Genomic DNA, 18137 nt, shown 5'->3' with positions numbered 1-18137 from the left:
GATATACTCGCCGCGATTTTTCAGCCCTGGTGTGAGATTCAATGGAACGCTTTATCGAAAATGCAATGTACGCCTCCCGTTGGCTGCTGGCGCCGATCTACTTCGGGCTGTCCCTGGGCTTACTGGCCCTGGCGCTGAAATTTTTCCAGGAAGTCTTTCACGTCATCCCCAACGTGTTTGCCATGGCTGAATCCGAGCTGATCCTGGTGTTGCTGTCGCTGATCGACATGGCGCTGGTGGGTGGCCTGCTGGTGATGGTGATGATTTCCGGATACGAGAACTTTGTCTCGCAATTGGACATCGACTCCGACAAGGAAAAGCTCAACTGGCTAGGCACCATGGACTCTTCGTCGCTGAAGATGAAAGTCGCCGCCTCGATCGTGGCCATTTCCTCCATTCACCTGTTGCGCATTTTCATGGACGCCAAGAACGTCGATCCCGAACACCTGATGTGGTACGTGATCATCCACATGACGTTCGTGGTCTCGGCATTTGCCATGGGCTACCTGGATAAACTGACCAAGCACTGAGGTCGTTTCATTGCCCTGGCGCGGCGCCCGCCTGCAGAGATGCAGGCGGGCGTTGTCGTTTCTGGGGCGATGCTTTGACGCGGGGCTCGTCACCCGCCCCGGCATCTGTGCTAGTCTGCTCGCCCTTTTGGTTCCGGGCGCTCCGGGAGGCGCTGTGTCACGCACGGCAATTTCCCGAGCCGTCCGCACAGCGGAGCAGCATCATGTCCGAAGTTAACCTGTCCACCGACGAAACCCGCGTCAGCTACGGCATTGGCCGTCAGTTGGGCGACCAGCTGCGCGACAATCCGCCACCGGGTGTCAGCCTGGACGCGATCCTGGCCGGCCTGACCGATGCCTTCGCCGGCAAGCCAAGCCGTGTGGGCCAGGACGAGATGTCCGCCAGCTTCAAAGTCATCCGCGAAATCATGCAGGCCGAAGCCGCTGCCAAGGCTGAAGCCGCCGCTGGCGAAGGCCGTGCGTTCCTCGCTGAGAATGCCAAGCGCGAAGGCATCACCACTTTGGCTTCGGGCCTGCAGTTCGAAGTGCTGACCCAGGGCGAAGGCGCCAAGCCGTCCCGTGAAGACCAGGTGCGTACCCATTACCACGGTACCCTGATCGACGGCACCGTGTTCGACAGCTCCTACGATCGTGGCCAGCCTGCCGAATTCCCGGTGGGCGGCGTGATCCCTGGCTGGACCGAAGCACTGCAACTGATGAACGCCGGCAGCAAATGGCGCCTGTACGTGCCGAGCGAACTGGCTTACGGCGCTCAAGGCGTTGGCAGCATTCCGCCGCACAGCGTGCTGGTGTTTGACGTCGAGTTGCTGGACGTTCTGTAAGATTTGCCGACATCGGTAATGTGATGTGGGAGCGGGCTTGCTCGCGAATGCGGACTGTCAGTCGACATTGTCGTTAACTGAGACACCGCCTTCGCGAGCAAGCCCGCTCCCACATGAGCTCCGCGTTCATCCGTGAAACCTGCCATTGAAATCACTCGTCGGGCGCAACGCCCGGGCATAACAGAACAGGAACAGGTTGCGCACCAACTCCTTGAGCACCAGCGGTTCGCTGGAATTGAGGCTGTTGAGGTCCAGATCCCCCTGGTCCTGCAACTCGTTCAAGGCTTCTTCTTCAAGCACTGCACAGACTTCTCCGGTTTCCCGATGCAGGATCCTGAGGTAGGGATGTGGGCGGTCCAGCCAGGCATCGATCAAATAAGTCATGGTTCTCATCTCCTTGATGGGTTCGATGAGAATAATTCTTATTCGCTAAATAGCAAGTCTCTATTGGTACTCCGATTCGTTTTCTGACGGTGGGTCGTGTCAGGTCAAACCGACTGGTGCTTGGCTGTGTGCGGAATACGGGGCTGAAACGGGGAGGGCGAAGCACCATCCCACGCAGGCGCGCGGGATGGGATACACAAAGATCAGACTTTTCTGACGAACTCGGATTTGAGCTTCATTGGGCCGATGCCGTCGATCTTGCAATCGATGTCGTGGTCGCCATCGCACAGGCGGATGTTCTTGACCTTGGTGCCTACCTTGACCACCAACGACGTGCCCTTGACCTTGAGGTCCTTGATCACGGTGATGGTGTCGCCATCCTGCAGGACGTTGCCGACCGAATCTTTCTTCACGGTGTCATCGGACGCCGTTTCAGCTTCGCCGCTGGCAGACCATTCGTGGGCACACTCCGGGCAGACCAGTTGGGTACCGTCTTCGTAGGTGTATTCGGAATTGCATTTCGGGCAGGGAGGCAACGTGCTCACTAAGGTTCCTTGGGTATCAGGAGGGCAAAAGGGCGCACATTATATAGGGTTTTGTTACAAGCAGGGGAGCCGGGGCTGCGTTCGGATATCTGTGGCGAGGGGATTTATCCCCGTGGGGCTGCGCAGCAGCCCCAAGAGCAGCGCTCAACCCAATCGGCCTGGAATACCGGGAATGACTTTTAGGGCTGCTTCGCAGCCCAGCGGGGATAAATCCCCTCGCCACAAAAAAGCCCCAGGGATGTTAGTGAGTGCGGGCCACCGCAAACTCACTCAGCTCCACCAGCGCATCGCGGTACTCGCTGGCCGGCAGGGCGTCGAGGCATTTGATCGCACGGGCGACGTAGTCACGGGCCAGTTTTGCGGTGTAATCCAGCGAGCCGGACGCCTCGACGGCTTCGCGAATGCTTTCCAGGTCCTCGATCCCGCCTTTCTGGATCGCCTTGCGTACCAGTGCCGCCTGTTCTGGCGTACCTTCGCGCATGGTGTAGATCAGGGGCAAGGTCGGCTTGCCTTCGGCCAGGTCGTCGCCGACGTTCTTACCCAGGGTTTCGGCGTCGCCTTTGTAGTCCAGCAGGTCGTCCACCAGTTGGAAGGCCACGCCCAAGTGATCGCCAAAGGTGCGTAGCGCTTCGCTCTGCTCGGCGCTGGCACCGGCCAGGGCCGCGGCACTGTGGGTCGAGGCTTCGAAGAGCATCGCGGTCTTGCCGCGGATGACTTCCATGTAGGTTTCTTCGGTGGTGCTGGCATCGCGCACCTTGGACAACTGCAGCACTTCACCTTCGGCGATGATGCGCGTGGCCTGGGACAGGATCTTCATCACCGGCATCGAGCCCAGTTCGACCATCATTTCGAACGAGCGCGAATAGAGGAAGTCGCCCACCAGCACGCTCGGGGCATTGCCCCACATGGCGTTGGCGGTCGAACGGCCGCGGCGCATGCCGGACATGTCGACCACGTCGTCATGCAACAGGGTTGCGGTGTGGAGGAACTCGATGGTGGCGGCCAGCAGGCGCATGTCATCGCCTTCACGACCCAGGGCCTTGCCGCACAACAGCACCAATAAAGGACGCAGGCGCTTGCCACCGGCTGAAGTGATGTAGTCGCCGATTTTCGATACCAGAGGCACTCGGGAAGTCAGCTGCTTCTTGATAATGCCGTCGACGGCGCTAAAATCGTCCGCCACCGCGCGGTAGAAAGCTTGGGGTTGCATCAGCGACAGGTGCTCCAGAAGGGTTGCGCGGCATGCTAGGACCCCCACCCAGACCTGTCAAGGCGCGATGGACGGCCACTTGCAAGGCGCTGGCGGCTTGCGTACAATCGCGCACCCTGAACTTCCTGGGCAGCACCTGCCTTACGCAATTGCATCCGGGCCTTCCAGCCCATGCAGCCATGCCAGCCAATACCTCTTCTTATAAAGCGCTGGGTGAGCAGGATTATCGGAGAAATACCATGTCGTACGCAGTAATTGTTACTGGTGGCAAGCAATACAAGGTCGCCCCAGGTGAATACCTGAAGATCGAAAAACTGGAAATCGCTACCGGCGAATCCGTGACTTTTGATCGCGTTCTGTTGGTCGCCAATGGCGATGACGTGAATATCGGCGCTCCAGTCGTTGCTGGCGCTACCGTTGTGGCTGAAGTGATCTCCCAAGGTCGTCACGATAAAGTCCGCATCATCAAGTTCCGTCGCCGTAAGCACCACATGAAGCGTATGGGCCACCGCCAGTGGTACACCGAGATCAAAATCACCGGTATTCAGGCTTAATTTCAGCCTAATTCCTCACTAGGAGAATTGAACTCATGGCACACAAAAAAGCTGGTGGTAGTACCCGTAACGGTCGCGACTCAGAAGCCAAACGCCTTGGCGTGAAGATGTATGGCGGCCAGAAAATCATTCCGGGCAACATCATCGTGCGTCAGCGCGGCACCCAATTCCACGCCGGTTACGGTGTTGGCATGGGTAAGGATCACACCCTCTTCGCTAAAATCGAAGGCGTGATCAAGTTCGAAGTAAAGGGCGCGTTCAACCGCCGTTACGTGAGTGTTGTCGCGGCTTAATCGCGAGAATGCTGGAAAAGCCCTGTCTTGCGACGGGGCTTTTTCGTTTGTGGGGTGAGTCTCTTGCAAAACTGTTTGTATGGGCTGCCGGCGCTGCAATTGGGGCGTTTCATCAGGTCGCTGCGTTCATTTTTGCAAGAGTCTTATGTCTTGTTTTTTTGGCTCGTCCGTATGGCGAGAGGCGTGTGTCATGAAGTTTGTTGATGAAGTATCGATTCGAGTAAAGGCTGGCGACGGCGGCAATGGTTGCATGAGTTTCCGTCGGGAAAAATTCATTGAAAACGGTGGTCCGAACGGTGGTGACGGGGGCGACGGTGGCTCGATCTACATGCTCGCCGACGAAAACCTCAACACCCTGGTGGACTACCGTTACACCCGGCACTTCGATGCCGAGCGTGGCTCCAACGGCGGCAGCACCGACTGCACCGGCAAAAAAGGTGAAGACCTGGTCCTGCGCGTTCCGGTCGGCACCACGGTGATCGACTCCGCCACTCAGGAAGTCATTGGCGACCTGACCAAGGCTGGCCAGCGTCTGCTGGTCGCCCATGGCGGCTGGCACGGCCTGGGCAACACCCGTTTCAAGTCGAGTACCAACCGTGCGCCGCGCCAGACCACGCCAGGCAAGCCCGGCGAGCAGCGTGACCTGAAGCTGGAAATGAAAGTACTGGCTGACGTCGGCCTGCTGGGCCTGCCGAACGCCGGTAAAAGCACCTTCATTCGCTCGGTGTCGGCAGCCAAGCCGAAAGTGGCCGATTACCCGTTCACCACCCTGGTGCCGAACCTGGGCGTGGTCAGCGTCGACCGTTGGAAGAGCTTCGTGGTCGCCGACATTCCGGGGCTGATCGAAGGCGCTTCCGACGGTGCTGGCCTGGGGATTCGCTTCCTCAAGCACTTGTCCCGTACCCGCCTGTTGCTGCACCTCGTGGACATGGCGCCGCTGGATGAAACCAGTGCCGCCGATGCCGCCGAAGTCATCGTCAGCGAGCTGACCAAATTCAGTCCGGCCCTGGCCGAGCGTGATCGCTGGCTGGTGCTGAACAAATGCGACCAGATCCTCGAAGAAGAGCATGAAGAGCGGGTCAAGGAAATTGTCGATCGCCTGGAATGGGAAGGTCCGGTCTACGTGATCTCGGCCATTGCCAAGGAAGGTACCGAGCGCCTGTGCCACGACATCATGCGTTATCTGGAAGATCGCGCCGATCGCCTGGCCAATGATCCGGCGTACAAGGAAGAGCTTGCCGAGCTCGACCAGCGCATCGAGGACGAGGCGCGTGCTCAGCTTCAGGCTCTGGACGACCAGCGTGCCCTGCGTCGCAGTGGCGTGAAGTCGGTCCATGACATCGGCGACGACGATTGGGATGAAGAAGATGTGGATGACGAAGACGGTCCGGAAATCATCTACGTTCGCGACTGATCTTGTGGTGATACCACTCAGTTGAGCCAGAACCTGTGGGAGCGAGCTTGCTCGCGAAAGCGGTCTGTCAGTTGGCATAGTTGTTAGCTGGCACGCCGCTATCGCGAGCAAGCTCGCTCCCACAGGTTCAAGTGTTTCAGCGCAGTGTTATCATCGCCGGCAAGCCGGTTTCCAAGGCGCCGCTCATTCGAGCGGCGTTTTGGTTTCTGTAAAACGCAAATACGAATAATCCCATGGACGTCGCTGGGTCGCGCCGTTCGCTGGCAAAGGTTGAAGATGATGCGGAGCAAGGTGACGGGTGCGCAGCGCTGGGTCGTGAAGATCGGCAGCGCGCTGCTGACGGCGGATGGCAAGGGGCTGGATCGCCAGGCGATGGCGGTGTGGGTCGAGCAGATGGTGGCCTTGCATGAGGCCGGCGTCGAGCTGGTATTGGTCTCTTCAGGGGCTGTGGCGGCGGGCATGAGTCGTTTGGGCTGGACATCGCGACCCAGCGCGATGCACGAGCTGCAGGCGGCTGCCGCCATCGGTCAGATGGGCCTGGTGCAGGCCTGGGAGTCGAGCTTTGCCGAGCATGGCCGCCATACGGCGCAGATTCTGCTGACCCACGACGACCTGTCCGACCGCAAGCGCTACCTCAATGCCCGCAGTACCCTGCGCGCGCTGGTCGAGCTGAAGGTCATCCCGGTGATCAACGAAAACGACACGGTGGTCACCGACGAGATCCGTTTCGGCGATAACGACACCCTGGCCGCGCTGGTGGCGAACCTGGTGGAAGCCGATCTGCTGGTGATCCTCACCGATCGCGACGGCATGTTCGATGCTGACCCGCGCAACAACCCCAATGCCCAGTTGATCTACGAAGCCCGGGCCGATGATCCGGCCCTGGATGCGGTGGCGGGTGGCACGGGCGGTGCGCTGGGGCGTGGCGGCATGCAGACCAAGCTGCGTGCCGCGCGCCTGGCGGCGCGTTCCGGGGCCCATACCATCATTGTCGGTGGTCGGTTGGAGCGGGTACTGGATCGCCTGAAGGCGGGCGAGCGCATCGGCACCTTGCTGTCCCCTGAGCGCGGCATGCTGGCGGCGCGCAAGCAATGGCTGGCCGGGCATCTGCAAACCCGTGGCACGCTGGTGCTGGATGCGGGTGCCGTGACGGCTTTGTCCCAGGGCAACAAAAGCTTGCTGCCGGTGGGTGTGAAGCTGGTCCAGGGCAGTTTCCGTCGCGGCGAAATGGTGGTGTGCGTAGCGCCGGATGGTCGCGAGATCGCCCGTGGCCTGGCCAACTACAGCGCTCTGGAGGCGCAGAAAATCATCGGTCAATCGTCTGATGCGATTGTTGGTCTGTTGGGTTACATGGCGGAGCCTGAACTGGTTCACCGTGACAACTTGATCCTCGTCTAAGGAAAAATCATGGGTTTGGCAAAAGGATTGATCGGTTTGCTGCTGGCGGTACCGTTGCTGGCGTCGGCCGAGGAAATTGGCCAGGTGTCGACGGTGTTCAAGTTTGTCGGGCCGAACGACCGGATCGTGGTCGAGGCATTCGATGATCCCAAGGTCGATGGCGTGACTTGTTACCTGTCGCGGGCCAAGACCGGCGGCGTGAAGGGCGGCCTGGGCCTGGCCGAGGATCGCGCCGAGGCGTCCATCGCCTGTCGCCAGGTGGGACCCATCAACTTCAAGGGCGAGCTCAAGGATGGCGAGGAGGTGTTCAAGGAGCGCACTTCCCTGGTGTTCAAGACCATGCAGGTGGTGCGTTTCCTCGACAAGAAGCGCAACACACTGGTGTACCTGGTCTACAGCGACCGTGTGATCGAGGGCAGCCCGCAGAATGCGGTGACGGCGATTCCGATCTTGCCGTGGGCTCGCGCTCAATAATCAACATATAGCCCTGTGGGAGCGAGCTTGCTCGCGATGGCGGTCTGTCAGTGGAGTGGATGTTGCCTGGCACACCGCTTTCGCGAGCAAGCTCGCTCCCGCATTTTTTGTGGCGTGCCTGTTAAATCCCGGGCAATAAAAAACCGACCCTGAGGTCGGTTTTTTAATGAGCGCGTCGCTTAGGCAGCAGCGGCAACGTTCAGGGCCTTTACGTGGCCATTCAGGCGGCTCTTATGGCGAGCAGCCTTGTTCTTGTGGATGATGCCTTTATCGGCCATGCGGTCGATAACTGGCACAGCCAGAACGTAAGCAGCTTGGGCTTTTTCAGCGTCTTTTGCGTCGATGGCCTTGACTACGTTCTTGATGTAGGTACGGACCATGGAACGCAGGCTGGCGTTGTGGCTGCGACGCTTCTCAGCCTGTTTTGCACGTTTTTTGGCGGAAGGTGTGTTGGCCACCGTCGAGCTCCTCGAAAGACTTTTTAGGAAATAGCAAACAAAATAGGCCGCGAATCATGCCGATGAGTTGACGTGTTGTCAAGGGCGGGTGACGCGTTCCGCTGAATGGCAGGTGCAGCGCACCGAAGGATTTCTTTCCGGCGTGCGACCTGTAAACTCGCGGGCTTTGGCTCTGTGCTGTTTAGCGGCGCGGAGTATCGCATAAGTGGGCGCGTTGTTCGCCTGCTGTTTATCGACAGGCAAAAACTCTTTTCATGAATCTGCTCAAATCGTTGGCTGCCGTCAGCTCTATCACGATGCTTTCCCGCGTCCTGGGGTTCGTTCGCGACACGCTGATTGCGCGGATATTCGGCGCCGGGATGGCCACCGACGCCTTCTTTATCGCCTTCAAGCTGCCCAACCTGCTGCGGCGGATCTTCGCCGAGGGGGCGTTTTCCCAAGCCTTTGTGCCGATCCTGGCGGAATATAAAAGCCAGAAGGGCGATGAGGCGACCCGCACGTTCATTGCCTACGTCACGGGTTTGTTGACCCTGGTGCTGGCGCTGGTCACCGCCGCCGGCATGCTCGCCGCCCCGTGGGTGATCTGGGCCACGGCGCCGGGTTTCACCGATACCCCGGAAAAATTCCAGCTCACCGCTGACCTGTTGCGGGTGACCTTTCCTTATATATTGCTGATTTCCCTGTCGTCCCTGGCCGGGGCGATCCTCAATACTTGGAATCGTTTTTCCGTGCCGGCCTTTGTGCCGACCTTGCTCAACGTCAGCATGATCGTGTTCGCGGTGTTCCTGACGCCGTACTTCGATCCACCCGTGATGGCCCTCGGCTGGGCCGTGCTGGTGGGTGGCCTGGCGCAGTTGCTATATCAACTGCCGCACCTGAAAAAGATCGGCATGCTGGTACTGCCGCGGCTGAACCTGCGCGACAGCGGCGTATGGCGGGTGATGAAGCAGATGCTGCCGGCGATCCTCGGGGTGTCGGTGAGTCAGATTTCCCTGATCATCAACACCATTTTCGCCTCGTTCCTGGTGGCCGGCTCGGTGTCGTGGATGTACTACGCCGACCGTCTGATGGAGCTGCCCTCCGGCGTATTGGGCGTGGCCCTGGGCACGATCCTGTTGCCGACCCTGGCCAAGACCTACGCCAGCCAGGACCGCCAGGAGTACTCGCGCATTCTCGATTGGGGCCTGCGCTTGTGTTTCGTGCTGGTCCTGCCCTGTTCCCTGGCGCTGGGGATCCTGGCCGAGCCGCTGACCGTTTCGCTGTTCCAGTACGGTCAATTCAACGCGTTCGACGCCTTGATGACCCAGCGTGCACTGATCGCTTACTCGGTGGGCTTGCTCGGGATCATCGTGATCAAGGTGCTGGCGCCGGGCTTCTACGCCCAGCAGAACATTCGCACGCCAGTGAAGATCGCCATTTTTACCCTGGTGATGACCCAGTTGTTCAACCTGTTGTTGATCGGCCCACTGGCCCACGCCGGCTTGGCCCTGGCGATCAGCGCCGGCGCGTGCCTCAACGCCGGGTTGCTGTTTTACCAGCTGCGCAAGCAGAAGATGTATCAGCCGCAGCCAGGCTGGGGCAAGTTTGGCCTCAAGCTGCTGGTGGCGGTGGCGGTGATGTCGGCGGTTTTGCTTGCAGCGATGCATTTCATGCCGGCCTGGGGCGAAGGGCAGATGCTCGCGCGTTTCCTGCGCCTGGGCGTGCTGGTCGTCGCTGGCGTGGTGGCGTATTTCGGTATGTTGCTGCTGATGGGGTTCCGCCTGCGCGACTTCAACCGCAAGGCCTTGGGCTGAGGCTCGGCCCTCGATAATCCCGGGCTGGGCAGTGGTTTTGTCGGTTCGATCACTTTGGGGTGCGGTGTTGCCTGTCGTCGGCCGCCGGGTGTGGTTATAATCGGCCACTTTATGAGCAAGAAGCGCGTTATGCAGCTGGTTCGAGGCCTCCACAACCTGCGCCCCCAACATCGGGGCTGTGTCGCCACTATTGGCAACTTTGACGGTGTTCACCGTGGCCACCAGGCTATCCTGGCGCGACTGCGCGAGCGTGCGCTGGAGTTGGGCGTGCCCAGCTGCGTGGTGATCTTCGAGCCGCAGCCCCGGGAGTTTTTCGCCCCGGACACCGCCCCGGCCCGCCTGGCCCGGTTGCGGGACAAACTGCAACTGCTGGCCGCCGAGGGCATCGATCGGGTCCTATGCCTGGCCTTCAACCAACGCCTGAGCAAGCTCAGCGCTGCCGAGTTCGTCGACACGATCCTGGTGGACGGTCTCGGCGTGAAGCATCTGGAAGTCGGCGATGATTTCCGTTTTGGCTGTGACCGGTCGGGGGATTTCGATTACCTGCAACAGGCCGGTATCGCCCAGGGCTTCACCGTCGAAGCGGCACAGACGGTCGAGATCGATGGTTTGCGCGTCAGCAGCACCCAGGTTCGCAATGCCCTGTCGGCTGCCGACTTCGAATTGGCCGAGCGCTTGCTCGGCCGGCCGTACCGGATTGCCGGGCGGATCCTGCACGGGCAGAAGCTGGCGCGCCAATTGGGCACGCCGACGGCCAACGTGCAACTCAAGCGCCGTCGTGTGCCGCTGACCGGGGTATTCCTGGTGAGTGTCGAGATCGACGGCAAGACCTGGCCCGGTGTCGCCAATATCGGCGTACGGCCCACGGTCCAAGGGGATGGCAAGGCCCACCTCGAAGTACATGTTCTGGATTTTGCCGGCGATCTGTATGACCGGCGTTTGACGGTGGTTTTCCACCATAAGCTGCGTGAAGAGCAGCGTTTTGCCTCTCTGGAGGCGCTCAAGACGGCGATCCATGCAGATATCGCCGCCGCCCGTGCCCTTGTCGCAACCAGCGCCAATCGCTAATGAAGAGCCTTAAATGACCGACTATAAAGCCACGCTAAACCTTCCGGACACCGCCTTCCCTATGAAGGCCGGCCTGCCTCAGCGCGAACCACAGATTCTGCAGCGTTGGGACAGCATTGGCCTGTACGGAAAGTTGCGCGAAATTGGCAAGGATCGTCCGAAGTTCGTCCTGCACGACGGCCCTCCGTACGCCAACGGCACCATTCACATCGGTCACGCGCTGAACAAGATTCTCAAGGACATGATCATCCGCTCCAAGACCCTGTCGGGTTTTGATGCGCCGTATGTCCCGGGTTGGGACTGCCATGGCCTGCCGATCGAGCACAAGGTGGAAGTGACCCACGGCAAGAACCTGGGCGCGGACAAGACCCGCGAGCTGTGCCGTGCCTACGCCACCGAGCAGATCGAAGGGCAGAAGTCCGAATTCATCCGCCTCGGCGTGCTGGGCGACTTCGCCAACCCGTACAAGACCATGGATTTCAAGAACGAAGCCGGAGAAATCCGTGCCCTGGCGAAAATCGTCGAGGGCGGCTTCGTGTTCAAGGGCCTCAAGCCGGTGAACTGGTGCTTCGATTGCGGTTCGGCCCTGGCCGAGGCGGAAGTCGAGTACGAGAACAAGAAGTCCTCGACCATCGACGTCGCGTTCCCGATTGCCGATGAAGACAATCTCGCCGCCGCGTTCGGCCTGGGCAAGCTGGGCAAGCCGGCGTCGATCGTGATCTGGACCACCACCCCGTGGACCATCCCGGCCAACCAGGCGCTGAACGTCCATCCGGAATTCAACTACGCCCTGGTCGACGTCGGCGACAAGCTGCTGGTGCTGGCCGAAGAACTGGTCGAGTCCTGCCTGGCCCGCTACAACCTCGAAGGCTCGGTGGTCGCCACCACGCCGGGTTCGGCGCTGGAGCTGATCAATTTCCGTCATCCGTTCTATGACCGCCTGTCGCCGGTGTACCTGGCCGACTACGTGGAGCTGGGCGCTGGCACGGGTGTGGTTCACTCCGCGCCGGCCTATGGCGTCGACGACTTCGTGACCTGCAAGAAATACGGCATGGTCAACGACGACATCCTCAACCCGGTGCAGAGCAATGGCGTGTACGTGCCGTCGCTGGAGTTCTTCGGCGGCCAGTTCATCTGGAAAGCCAACCCGGCCATCGTCGACAAGCTGACCGAAGTCGGCGCGTTGCTGCACACCACCGTCATCGAACACAGCTACATGCACTGCTGGCGCCACAAGACCCCGCTGATCTACCGCGCCACCGCGCAGTGGTTCATCGGCATGGACAAGCAGCCCACCAGCGGCGACACCCTGCGCCAGCGTTCGCTCAAGGCCATCGAAGAGACCCAGTTCGTGCCGGCCTGGGGCCAGGCGCGCCTGCACTCGATGATCGCCAACCGTCCGGACTGGTGCATCTCCCGCCAGCGTAACTGGGGCGTGCCGATCCCGTTCTTCCTGAACAAGGAAAGCGGTGAGCTGCACCCGCGCACCGTCGAGCTGATGGAAGCGGTGGCCAAGCGCGTCGAAGTCGAAGGCATCGAAGCCTGGTTCAAGATGGATGCCGCCGAGCTGCTGGGCGACGAAGCGCCGCTGTACGACAAGATCAGCGATACCCTGGACGTCTGGTTCGACTCCGGTACCACCCATTGGCACGTGCTGCGCGGTTCGCACCCGATGGGCCACGAGACCGGCCCGCGTGCCGACCTGTACTTGGAAGGTTCGGACCAGCACCGCGGTTGGTTCCACTCGTCGTTGCTGACCGGTTGCGCCATCGACAACCACGCGCCGTACCGCGAGTTGCTGACCCACGGTTTCACTGTCGATGAGTCTGGCCGCAAGATGTCCAAGTCCCTGGGCAACGTGATCGCGCCGCAAAAGGTCAACGACACTCTGGGCGCCGACATCATGCGTCTGTGGGTGGCGTCCACCGACTATTCCGGCGAGATGGCCGTTTCCGAGCAGATCCTGCAGCGCAGCGCGGACGCCTACCGGCGGATCCGTAACACCGCGCGCTTCCTGCTCTCGAACCTGACCGGCTTCAACCCGGCCACCGACCTGCTGCCGGCCGAAGACATGCTCGCGCTGGACCGTTGGGCCGTGGACCGTACCCTGTTGCTGCAACGCGAATTGCAGGAGCACTACGGCGAGTACCGCTTCTGGAATGTCTACTCCAAGATCCACAACTTCTGTGTGCAGGAGCTCGGTGGTTTCTACCTCGACATCATCAAGGACCGCCAGTACACCACCGGCGCCAACAGCAAGGCCCGTCGTTCGTGCCAGACCGCGCTGTTCCATATCAGCGAAGCGCTGGTGCGCTGGATCGCGCCGATCCTGGCGTTCACCGCCGATGAGCTGTGGCAATACCTGCCGGGCGAGCGCAACGAGTCGGTGATGCTCAACACCTGGTACGAAGGCCTGACCGAATTGCCGGCCGGCTTCGAGCTGGACCGTGCGTACTGGGACCGGATCATGGCGGTCAAGACCGCGGTCAACAAGGAAATGGAGATCCAGCGCGCGGCCAAGGCCGTCGGTGGCAACCTGCAGGCCGAAGTGACCCTCTACGCTGAAGAAGCCCTGAGCAGCGACCTGGCCAAGCTGGGCAACGAGCTGCGCTTCGTGCTGATCACTTCCACCGCCAGTGTCGCGCCGTTGGTGCAGGCGCCGGCCGATGCGGTGGTCACTGAAGTCAGCGGCCTGAAGCTCAAGATCGTCAAGTCGAGCCACACCAAGTGCGCCCGCTGCTGGCACTGCCGCGAAGACGTCGGCGTGAACCCGGAGCATCCGGAAATCTGCGGGCGTTGTGTCGACAACATCAGCGGCACCGGTGAGGTTCGCCACTATGCCTAATGTGGCGCCTAACGCAGCGGGCCGTTTCGGACGGCTGAGCTGGCTTTGGTTGAGCGTGCTGGTACTGGTCATCGACCAGGCCAGCAAGTTCTACTTCGAAGGCTCGCTGACCATGTACCAGCAGATCGTGGTCATCCCTGACTATTTCAGCTGGACCCTGGCCTACAACACGGGTGCAGCGTTCAGCTTCCTGGCCGACAGTTCGGGCTGGCAGCGCTGGCTGTTCGCCCTGATCGCCATCGTGGTCAGTGGCGTGCTGGTGGTCTGGCTCAAACGCCTGGGCCGCGACGAGACCTGGTTGGCCGTGGCGTTGGCGTTGGTGCTCGGTGGCGCACTGGGCAATCTTTACGACCGAATTGCCCTCGGCCACGTGATCGATTTCATCCTGGTGCATTGGCAGAACCGCTGGTATTTCCCGGCGTTCAACTTTGCCGACAGCGCCATCACCGTGGGCGCCGTGATGCTCGCCCTGGACATGTTCAAGAGCAAGAAAACCGGAGAAGCCGTCCATGACTGAGCAGCGTATCGCTCAAAACACTGAAGTGAAGCTTCACTTCGCCCTGCACCTGGAAAACGGCGACACCGTCGACAGCACCTTCGACAAGGCCCCGGCGGTGTTCAAGGTCGGCGACGGCAACCTGCTGCCAGGCTTCGAAGCGGCGATCTTCGGTTTCAAGGCCGGCGACAAGCGCACCGTAGTCGTGCCACCGGAAAACGCCTTTGGTCAGCCCAACCCGCAAAACGTGCAGACCATGCCACGCTCCCAGTTCCAGGACATGGAGTTATCCCTGGGCCTGCTGGTGATCTTCAACGACGCCGCCAACACCGAGCTGCCGGGTGTGGTAAAGGCGTTCGACGATGCCCAGGTAACCGTGGATTTCAACCATCCGTTGGCGGGCAAGACCTTGAACTTCGAAGTGGAAATCCTCGACGTCAAGGCGTTGTAACTGAGTGAATGCGGTTTAGTGTGGGAGCGGGCTTGCTCGCGAAAGCGTCGGCACATCCAATATCTGTGCTGACTGACACTCCGCTTTCGCGAGCAAGCCCGCTCCCACATGGGATCTCCATTGTTTTCGGGTTTTTTTGCTTGATCGACAAGCACTGATTCAATTTCTTGCGCGCAAGACACGAGGCATAGCATGCAAATCAAACTCGCCAACCCCCGTGGCTTCTGCGCCGGTGTGGACCGGGCGATCGAAATCGTCAACCGCGCCCTGGAAGTCTTCGGGCCGCCGATCTACGTGCGCCACGAAGTGGTCCACAACAAATTCGTCGTCGAAGACCTGCGTAGCCGCGGCGCCATTTTCGTCGAGGAACTGGACCAGGTCCCTGACGACGTCATTGTGATCTTCAGCGCCCACGGGGTTTCCCAGGCGGTGCGCACCGAAGCCGCCGGCCGTGGCCTGAAAGTCTTCGACGCGACGTGCCCACTGGTGACCAAGGTGCATATCGAAGTCGCGCGCTACAGCCGTGACGGTCGTGAATGCATCCTGATCGGCCACGAAGGCCATCCGGAAGTCGAAGGCACCATGGGCCAGTACGACGCCAGCAACGGCGGGGCGATCTACCTGGTCGAAGACGAGGAGGACGTTGCGGCCTTGCAGGTGCGTAACCCCGAGAGCCTGGCGTTTGTCACCCAGACCACCCTGTCCATGGACGACACCAGCCGTGTGATCGACGCCCTGCGCTCCCGCTTTCCGGCCATTGGTGGCCCACGCAAGGACGACATCTGCTACGCCACCCAAAACCGTCAAGACGCGGTCAAGCAACTGGCGAACGAGTGCGACGTGGTGCTGGTGGTCGGCAGCCCGAACAGCTCCAACTCCAATCGCTTGCGCGAACTGGCTGAGCGCATGGACACCCCGGCCTACCTGATCGACGGTGCCGAGGACATGCAGCGCAGTTGGTTCGATGGCGTCGAGCGTATCGGCATCACCGCCGGTGCTTCCGCGCCAGAAGTGTTGGTACGCGGCGTGATCCAGCAATTGCAGGCCTGGGGCGCCACCGGTGCCGATGAACTGGCCGGTCGCGAGGAGAACATCACCTTCTCCATGCCCAAGGAACTACGCGTTCGTTCCCTGCTTTAAGCCTTTTTCGCACAAGGCCTGTTCGGCTTTCTCGCTGCGCAGGCTGATGCGTCCGCTACGCGCCAGCACCACCTGATGGTGACTGATCGGCTCGCGTCTGGCGCAGACATGCAGCGTGCCGGCCTGGAATGCGTCGCTGGGCAGCAGCGCTTGCCCTTGGCTGCCGAACCTCACCGAACGCTTCACCGGCCAGTTGCCAATCACTCGCGCGCGGCCGCTGTGCTCCATCAGCAATGTCTTTTCCTTGTCGTCCAGGGTGATCCGCCAGCCTCGGCCCCAATCGTTGTCTATCCCCCTGATCACGACGGTCCGGTTGCGCGTGATGGCTTCGCTGCGGGCGCTACGCAAACCACTGGCCAGCAACTGCGCGGCGTCTTTGCGTTCGCTGGCTTCGACCAGCGCTGTATAGCTTGCGCAGGCCCACGGCAGAACAATTGCCGCAATCGCCAGTCCCATAAGCAGCTCGATCAGGCTGAAGCCCTGTTGGTGCATGACCTCTCCTCCCTGGAGAATGTGAAGCGGATTCAAGATTAATGGCTCATTGTGGTGTTACGCACACGGCGGTGGTTTGTTCTAGCGTGTAGAAGCAGGTATAGCCGACGGCAACGGAGGGCACCGATGGATCCTCGTACAAAAGGTTTCACGCTGATCGAGGTGTTGGTGGCCTTGGGTGTGCTGCTGATCCTGATCACGATGGCGGTACCGGCGTTTACCGGATCGATGCAAAGCACCAAGGCCGATACCGAGATCGGCGATCTGCGTCGGGCACTGAACTTCGCCCGGATGGAGGCGATCGATCGGGGCACCACCATTCGAATTCGCCCCACGGCCGAGGGCGGGGCCTGGAGCAGCGAACTCACGGTGTACGACAGTACTGGCTCGTCGCCCACTGTGTTGCGGGTTATTCCAGCGATGGGCAGCGGCGTCACTCTGACACTAAGCTTGGAGGTGACCAGCATCGATTTCAACAGTTTTGGCGGGTTGTCGGCCCTGGCCATGCCGGTGAGTTTCAATTATGTAAGGGGGGCGCAGAGCAGGACGCTGAGTGTTTGCCTCAATGGACGAATCGTATTGGGTGGTGGGTGCGGATGAAGGGTTGCAGTAACAGGGCACAGGCAGGCATGACGCTGATCGAGGTGCTGGTGGCGGTGCTGATCCTCGGCGTGGGCATGCTGGGGGCGGCGATGATCCAGCTCAATGCCCTCAAGTACACCGACAGCTCGCGCATGACCAGCCAGGCCAGCTTCATCGCCTATGACATGCTGGACCGCATCCGCGCCAACTCCGGCGCCGACTACACCATCACGCCGCCCAATTCACCCAATCTCAACGTGGCGCGGGACCAGGATCTCTACGATTTCAAGACCAACATCGTTGCCTTCGGCGGAGCCACGGCCACTGGCACCGTTGCGCTGAACCAGCGGGTCTACACCATCACCATTTCCTGGGACGACACCCGGGCCGCCAACACGACCGACGCGGCCGAGGCGCGACGCAGCTTTGTACTGACCAGTCGTGCCGCCGTCGACCCGCTGGGGACGCCGCCATGAGCAGGCATTGCCGGGGATTCGGTCTGATTGAATTGATGATCGCGCTGGTGCTCAGCCTGATCGTCGTGCTGGGCGTCGTGCAGATTTTCATTGCGGCCAAAAACACCTACGTCAGCCAGGGTGCCGCGGCGGTGATACAGGAGGATGCCCGGTTCGCCCTGAGCAAAATGGTCCAGGAGCTGCGCATGGTGGGCATGTTCGGTTGCCTGGGAGCCATTACCGATGCTTCCACGGCGGGAGATTTCAACGCCAGCCAGATCACGCCGATCCGTTGGGACAACGCCAACCTGAAGCTGACCCTGGTGACGACGGATGTCGGCAGTGGCGGTGGTGCGCCGACCTGGACCGTCGTCTCCGATTGCCGCACCTCGGCCACCGCCTACACCGGCGTGCGGGCACCCGCGAGCGGGCAGCTGGCGTTCCCGATACGGCGCCTGGTCTACAGCTTCAGCAACAACCAGTTGCTGATGGGCACCGGTGCCGGCAACCCGACCCAGGCGGTGCTGGTAGACAACGTGCGAACGTTCAACGTGACGTTCGGCATGGCCGCTAGCGCGTCGGATACCGCGGCGTCGAGTTACAGCAGCAACCCAACGGATCCGGCCCTGATTCGCAGCGTGCGCCTGACCCTGACGCTCTTCGATCCGAAGAACGCCGTGCGCGAGCAGACCTTCAACGTGGTTGCCGCTTTGCGCAACCGGCTCTTGTGAGGG

General features: G+C 60.8%; 21 protein-coding genes. 16 read left to right on the top strand and 5 right to left on the bottom strand.

What is annotated here, in order from left to right:
• Positions 1-41: 41 nt before the first annotated feature.
• Positions 42-530 carry a TIGR00645 family protein gene (locus LOY70_RS25550; RefSeq protein WP_025215565.1) on the top strand — a complete coding sequence of 163 codons (489 nt, stop codon included), beginning with the start codon at positions 42-44 and terminating at the stop codon, positions 528-530.
• A gap of 203 nt (positions 531-733) precedes the next feature.
• Entirely contained in the window at positions 734-1351 is a 618-nt protein-coding gene (locus LOY70_RS25545) for an FKBP-type peptidyl-prolyl cis-trans isomerase (RefSeq protein WP_025215564.1), read from the top strand.
• Positions 1352-1477: 126 nt separating this feature from the next.
• Here the strand turns inward: LOY70_RS25545 and LOY70_RS25540 are convergent, their stop codons facing one another.
• The 3 genes from LOY70_RS25540 to LOY70_RS25530 form a co-directional block, all read right to left on the bottom strand.
• On the bottom strand, positions 1478-1735 hold the full coding sequence (locus LOY70_RS25540) for a hypothetical protein (RefSeq protein ID WP_025215563.1): 258 nt from the start codon (positions 1733-1735) through the stop codon (positions 1478-1480).
• A gap of 203 nt (positions 1736-1938) precedes the next feature.
• The gene (locus LOY70_RS25535; protein WP_025215562.1) at positions 1939-2280 is read right to left on the bottom strand and encodes a zinc ribbon domain-containing protein YjdM; all 342 of its coding nucleotides are present in this window, start codon (positions 2278-2280) and stop codon (positions 1939-1941) included.
• Between the two features lie 241 nt (positions 2281-2521).
• Positions 2522-3490: a polyprenyl synthetase family protein gene (locus tag LOY70_RS25530; RefSeq protein WP_025215561.1), complete on the bottom strand. Its 969-nt coding sequence runs from the start codon at positions 3488-3490 to the stop codon at positions 2522-2524.
• Between the two features lie 239 nt (positions 3491-3729).
• On the opposite strand from LOY70_RS25530, the gene rplU reads away from it, so the two are divergent.
• The 5 genes from rplU to LOY70_RS25505 all read left to right on the top strand — a co-directional run bounded on the left by rplU (position 3730) and on the right by LOY70_RS25505 (position 7623).
• Entirely contained in the window at positions 3730-4044 is a 315-nt protein-coding gene (gene rplU, locus LOY70_RS25525; protein ID WP_003176051.1) for a 50S ribosomal protein L21, read from the top strand.
• A gap of 35 nt (positions 4045-4079) precedes the next feature.
• The gene (gene rpmA, locus LOY70_RS25520; protein WP_003176049.1) at positions 4080-4337 is read left to right on the top strand and encodes a 50S ribosomal protein L27; all 258 of its coding nucleotides are present in this window, start codon (positions 4080-4082) and stop codon (positions 4335-4337) included.
• A gap of 190 nt (positions 4338-4527) precedes the next feature.
• Positions 4528-5751 carry an Obg family GTPase CgtA gene (cgtA, locus tag LOY70_RS25515; RefSeq protein WP_265030403.1) on the top strand — a complete coding sequence of 408 codons (1224 nt, stop codon included), beginning with the start codon at positions 4528-4530 and terminating at the stop codon, positions 5749-5751.
• Between the two features lie 279 nt (positions 5752-6030).
• Complete coding sequence (gene proB / locus LOY70_RS25510) at positions 6031-7149, top strand: glutamate 5-kinase (RefSeq protein WP_123344861.1); 1119 nt, start codon at positions 6031-6033, stop codon at positions 7147-7149.
• Between the two features lie 9 nt (positions 7150-7158).
• Positions 7159-7623 carry a CreA family protein gene (locus LOY70_RS25505; RefSeq protein WP_060740553.1) on the top strand — a complete coding sequence of 155 codons (465 nt, stop codon included), beginning with the start codon at positions 7159-7161 and terminating at the stop codon, positions 7621-7623.
• A gap of 179 nt (positions 7624-7802) precedes the next feature.
• Here the strand turns inward: LOY70_RS25505 and rpsT are convergent, their stop codons facing one another.
• Positions 7803-8081, bottom strand: coding sequence for a 30S ribosomal protein S20 (rpsT, locus tag LOY70_RS25500; protein WP_003185593.1), 279 nt, complete (start codon positions 8079-8081; stop codon positions 7803-7805).
• A 254-nt stretch (positions 8082-8335) separates the two neighbouring features.
• On the opposite strand from rpsT, the gene murJ reads away from it, so the two are divergent.
• The 6 genes from murJ (at position 8336) to ispH (ending at position 15874) form a co-directional block, all read left to right on the top strand.
• The gene (gene murJ / locus LOY70_RS25495) at positions 8336-9874 is read left to right on the top strand and encodes a murein biosynthesis integral membrane protein MurJ (protein ID WP_265030386.1); all 1539 of its coding nucleotides are present in this window, start codon (positions 8336-8338) and stop codon (positions 9872-9874) included.
• 129 nt (positions 9875-10003) lie between these two features.
• On the top strand, positions 10004-10942 hold the full coding sequence (gene ribF, locus LOY70_RS25490; RefSeq protein ID WP_185067170.1) for a bifunctional riboflavin kinase/FAD synthetase: 939 nt from the start codon (positions 10004-10006) through the stop codon (positions 10940-10942).
• A 13-nt stretch (positions 10943-10955) separates the two neighbouring features.
• The gene (ileS, locus tag LOY70_RS25485) at positions 10956-13787 is read left to right on the top strand and encodes an isoleucine--tRNA ligase (RefSeq protein WP_265030384.1); all 2832 of its coding nucleotides are present in this window, start codon (positions 10956-10958) and stop codon (positions 13785-13787) included.
• A complete protein-coding gene (gene lspA, locus LOY70_RS25480) occupies positions 13780-14304 on the top strand; it encodes a signal peptidase II (protein WP_265030382.1) in 525 nt (174 codons plus the stop codon). Before ileS ends, lspA begins: the two co-directional genes overlap by 8 nt.
• A complete protein-coding gene (fkpB, locus tag LOY70_RS25475) occupies positions 14297-14734 on the top strand; it encodes an FKBP-type peptidyl-prolyl cis-trans isomerase (RefSeq protein WP_123344851.1) in 438 nt (145 codons plus the stop codon). Before lspA ends, fkpB begins: the two co-directional genes overlap by 8 nt.
• Before the next feature lie 192 nt (positions 14735-14926).
• Positions 14927-15874: a 4-hydroxy-3-methylbut-2-enyl diphosphate reductase gene (gene ispH, locus LOY70_RS25470; RefSeq protein WP_265030379.1), complete on the top strand. Its 948-nt coding sequence runs from the start codon at positions 14927-14929 to the stop codon at positions 15872-15874.
• Here the strand turns inward: ispH and LOY70_RS25465 are convergent.
• On the bottom strand, positions 15851-16366 hold the full coding sequence (locus LOY70_RS25465; RefSeq protein ID WP_265030378.1) for a GspH/FimT family pseudopilin: 516 nt from the start codon (positions 16364-16366) through the stop codon (positions 15851-15853). The genes ispH and LOY70_RS25465 overlap by 24 nt on opposite strands.
• Before the next feature lie 126 nt (positions 16367-16492).
• Between LOY70_RS25465 and LOY70_RS25460 the strand changes: the two genes are divergently transcribed.
• Genes LOY70_RS25460 through LOY70_RS25450 form a run of 3 tightly spaced genes read left to right on the top strand, consistent with a single transcriptional unit; the run spans position 16493 to position 18134 of the window.
• Positions 16493-16966, top strand: coding sequence for a GspH/FimT family pseudopilin (locus LOY70_RS25460; protein ID WP_265030376.1), 474 nt, complete (start codon positions 16493-16495; stop codon positions 16964-16966).
• Positions 16963-17424, top strand: a complete 462-nt coding sequence (gene pilV / locus LOY70_RS25455) for a type IV pilus modification protein PilV (protein ID WP_265030374.1) — start codon at positions 16963-16965, stop codon at positions 17422-17424. Before LOY70_RS25460 ends, pilV begins: the two co-directional genes overlap by 4 nt.
• Complete coding sequence (locus LOY70_RS25450; RefSeq protein ID WP_265030372.1) at positions 17421-18134, top strand: PilW family protein; 714 nt, start codon at positions 17421-17423, stop codon at positions 18132-18134. Before pilV ends, LOY70_RS25450 begins: the two co-directional genes overlap by 4 nt.
• Positions 18135-18137: the final 3 nt, after the last annotated feature.

The sequence above is a fragment of the Pseudomonas sp. B21-054 genome (assembly GCF_026016345.1).
Lineage (GTDB): Bacteria > Pseudomonadota > Gammaproteobacteria > Pseudomonadales > Pseudomonadaceae > Aquipseudomonas.
This window is presented reverse-complemented; position numbering and strand designations above follow the sequence as displayed.

Bases quoted from the DNA above. Each gene is read 5' to 3' on its own strand.
- ribF (WP_185067170.1), top strand. From the start codon at position 10,004: ATGCAGCTGGTTCGAGGCCTCCACAACCTGCGCCCCCAACATCGGGGC.
- LOY70_RS25550 (WP_025215565.1), top strand. From the start codon at position 42: ATGGAACGCTTTATCGAAAATGCAATGTACGCCTCCCGTTGGCTGCTG.
- LOY70_RS25460 (WP_265030376.1), top strand. From the start codon at position 16,493: ATGGATCCTCGTACAAAAGGTTTCACGCTGATCGAGGTGTTGGTGGCC.
- pilV (WP_265030374.1), top strand. From the start codon at position 16,963: ATGAAGGGTTGCAGTAACAGGGCACAGGCAGGCATGACGCTGATCGAG.
- fkpB (WP_123344851.1), top strand. From the start codon at position 14,297: ATGACTGAGCAGCGTATCGCTCAAAACACTGAAGTGAAGCTTCACTTC.
- rplU (WP_003176051.1), top strand. From the start codon at position 3,730: ATGTCGTACGCAGTAATTGTTACTGGTGGCAAGCAATACAAGGTCGCC.
- LOY70_RS25465 (WP_265030378.1), bottom strand. From the start codon at position 16,366: ATGCACCAACAGGGCTTCAGCCTGATCGAGCTGCTTATGGGACTGGCG.
- LOY70_RS25530 (WP_025215561.1), bottom strand. From the start codon at position 3,490: ATGCAACCCCAAGCTTTCTACCGCGCGGTGGCGGACGATTTTAGCGCC.
- murJ (WP_265030386.1), top strand. From the start codon at position 8,336: ATGAATCTGCTCAAATCGTTGGCTGCCGTCAGCTCTATCACGATGCTT.
- proB (WP_123344861.1), top strand. From the start codon at position 6,031: ATGCGGAGCAAGGTGACGGGTGCGCAGCGCTGGGTCGTGAAGATCGGC.
- cgtA (WP_265030403.1), top strand. From the start codon at position 4,528: ATGAAGTTTGTTGATGAAGTATCGATTCGAGTAAAGGCTGGCGACGGC.
- lspA (WP_265030382.1), top strand. From the start codon at position 13,780: ATGCCTAATGTGGCGCCTAACGCAGCGGGCCGTTTCGGACGGCTGAGC.
- rpmA (WP_003176049.1), top strand. From the start codon at position 4,080: ATGGCACACAAAAAAGCTGGTGGTAGTACCCGTAACGGTCGCGACTCA.
- LOY70_RS25505 (WP_060740553.1), top strand. From the start codon at position 7,159: ATGGGTTTGGCAAAAGGATTGATCGGTTTGCTGCTGGCGGTACCGTTG.
- LOY70_RS25450 (WP_265030372.1), top strand. From the start codon at position 17,421: ATGAGCAGGCATTGCCGGGGATTCGGTCTGATTGAATTGATGATCGCG.
- ileS (WP_265030384.1), top strand. From the start codon at position 10,956: ATGACCGACTATAAAGCCACGCTAAACCTTCCGGACACCGCCTTCCCT.
- LOY70_RS25540 (WP_025215563.1), bottom strand. From the start codon at position 1,735: ATGACTTATTTGATCGATGCCTGGCTGGACCGCCCACATCCCTACCTC.
- LOY70_RS25545 (WP_025215564.1), top strand. From the start codon at position 734: ATGTCCGAAGTTAACCTGTCCACCGACGAAACCCGCGTCAGCTACGGC.
- ispH (WP_265030379.1), top strand. From the start codon at position 14,927: ATGCAAATCAAACTCGCCAACCCCCGTGGCTTCTGCGCCGGTGTGGAC.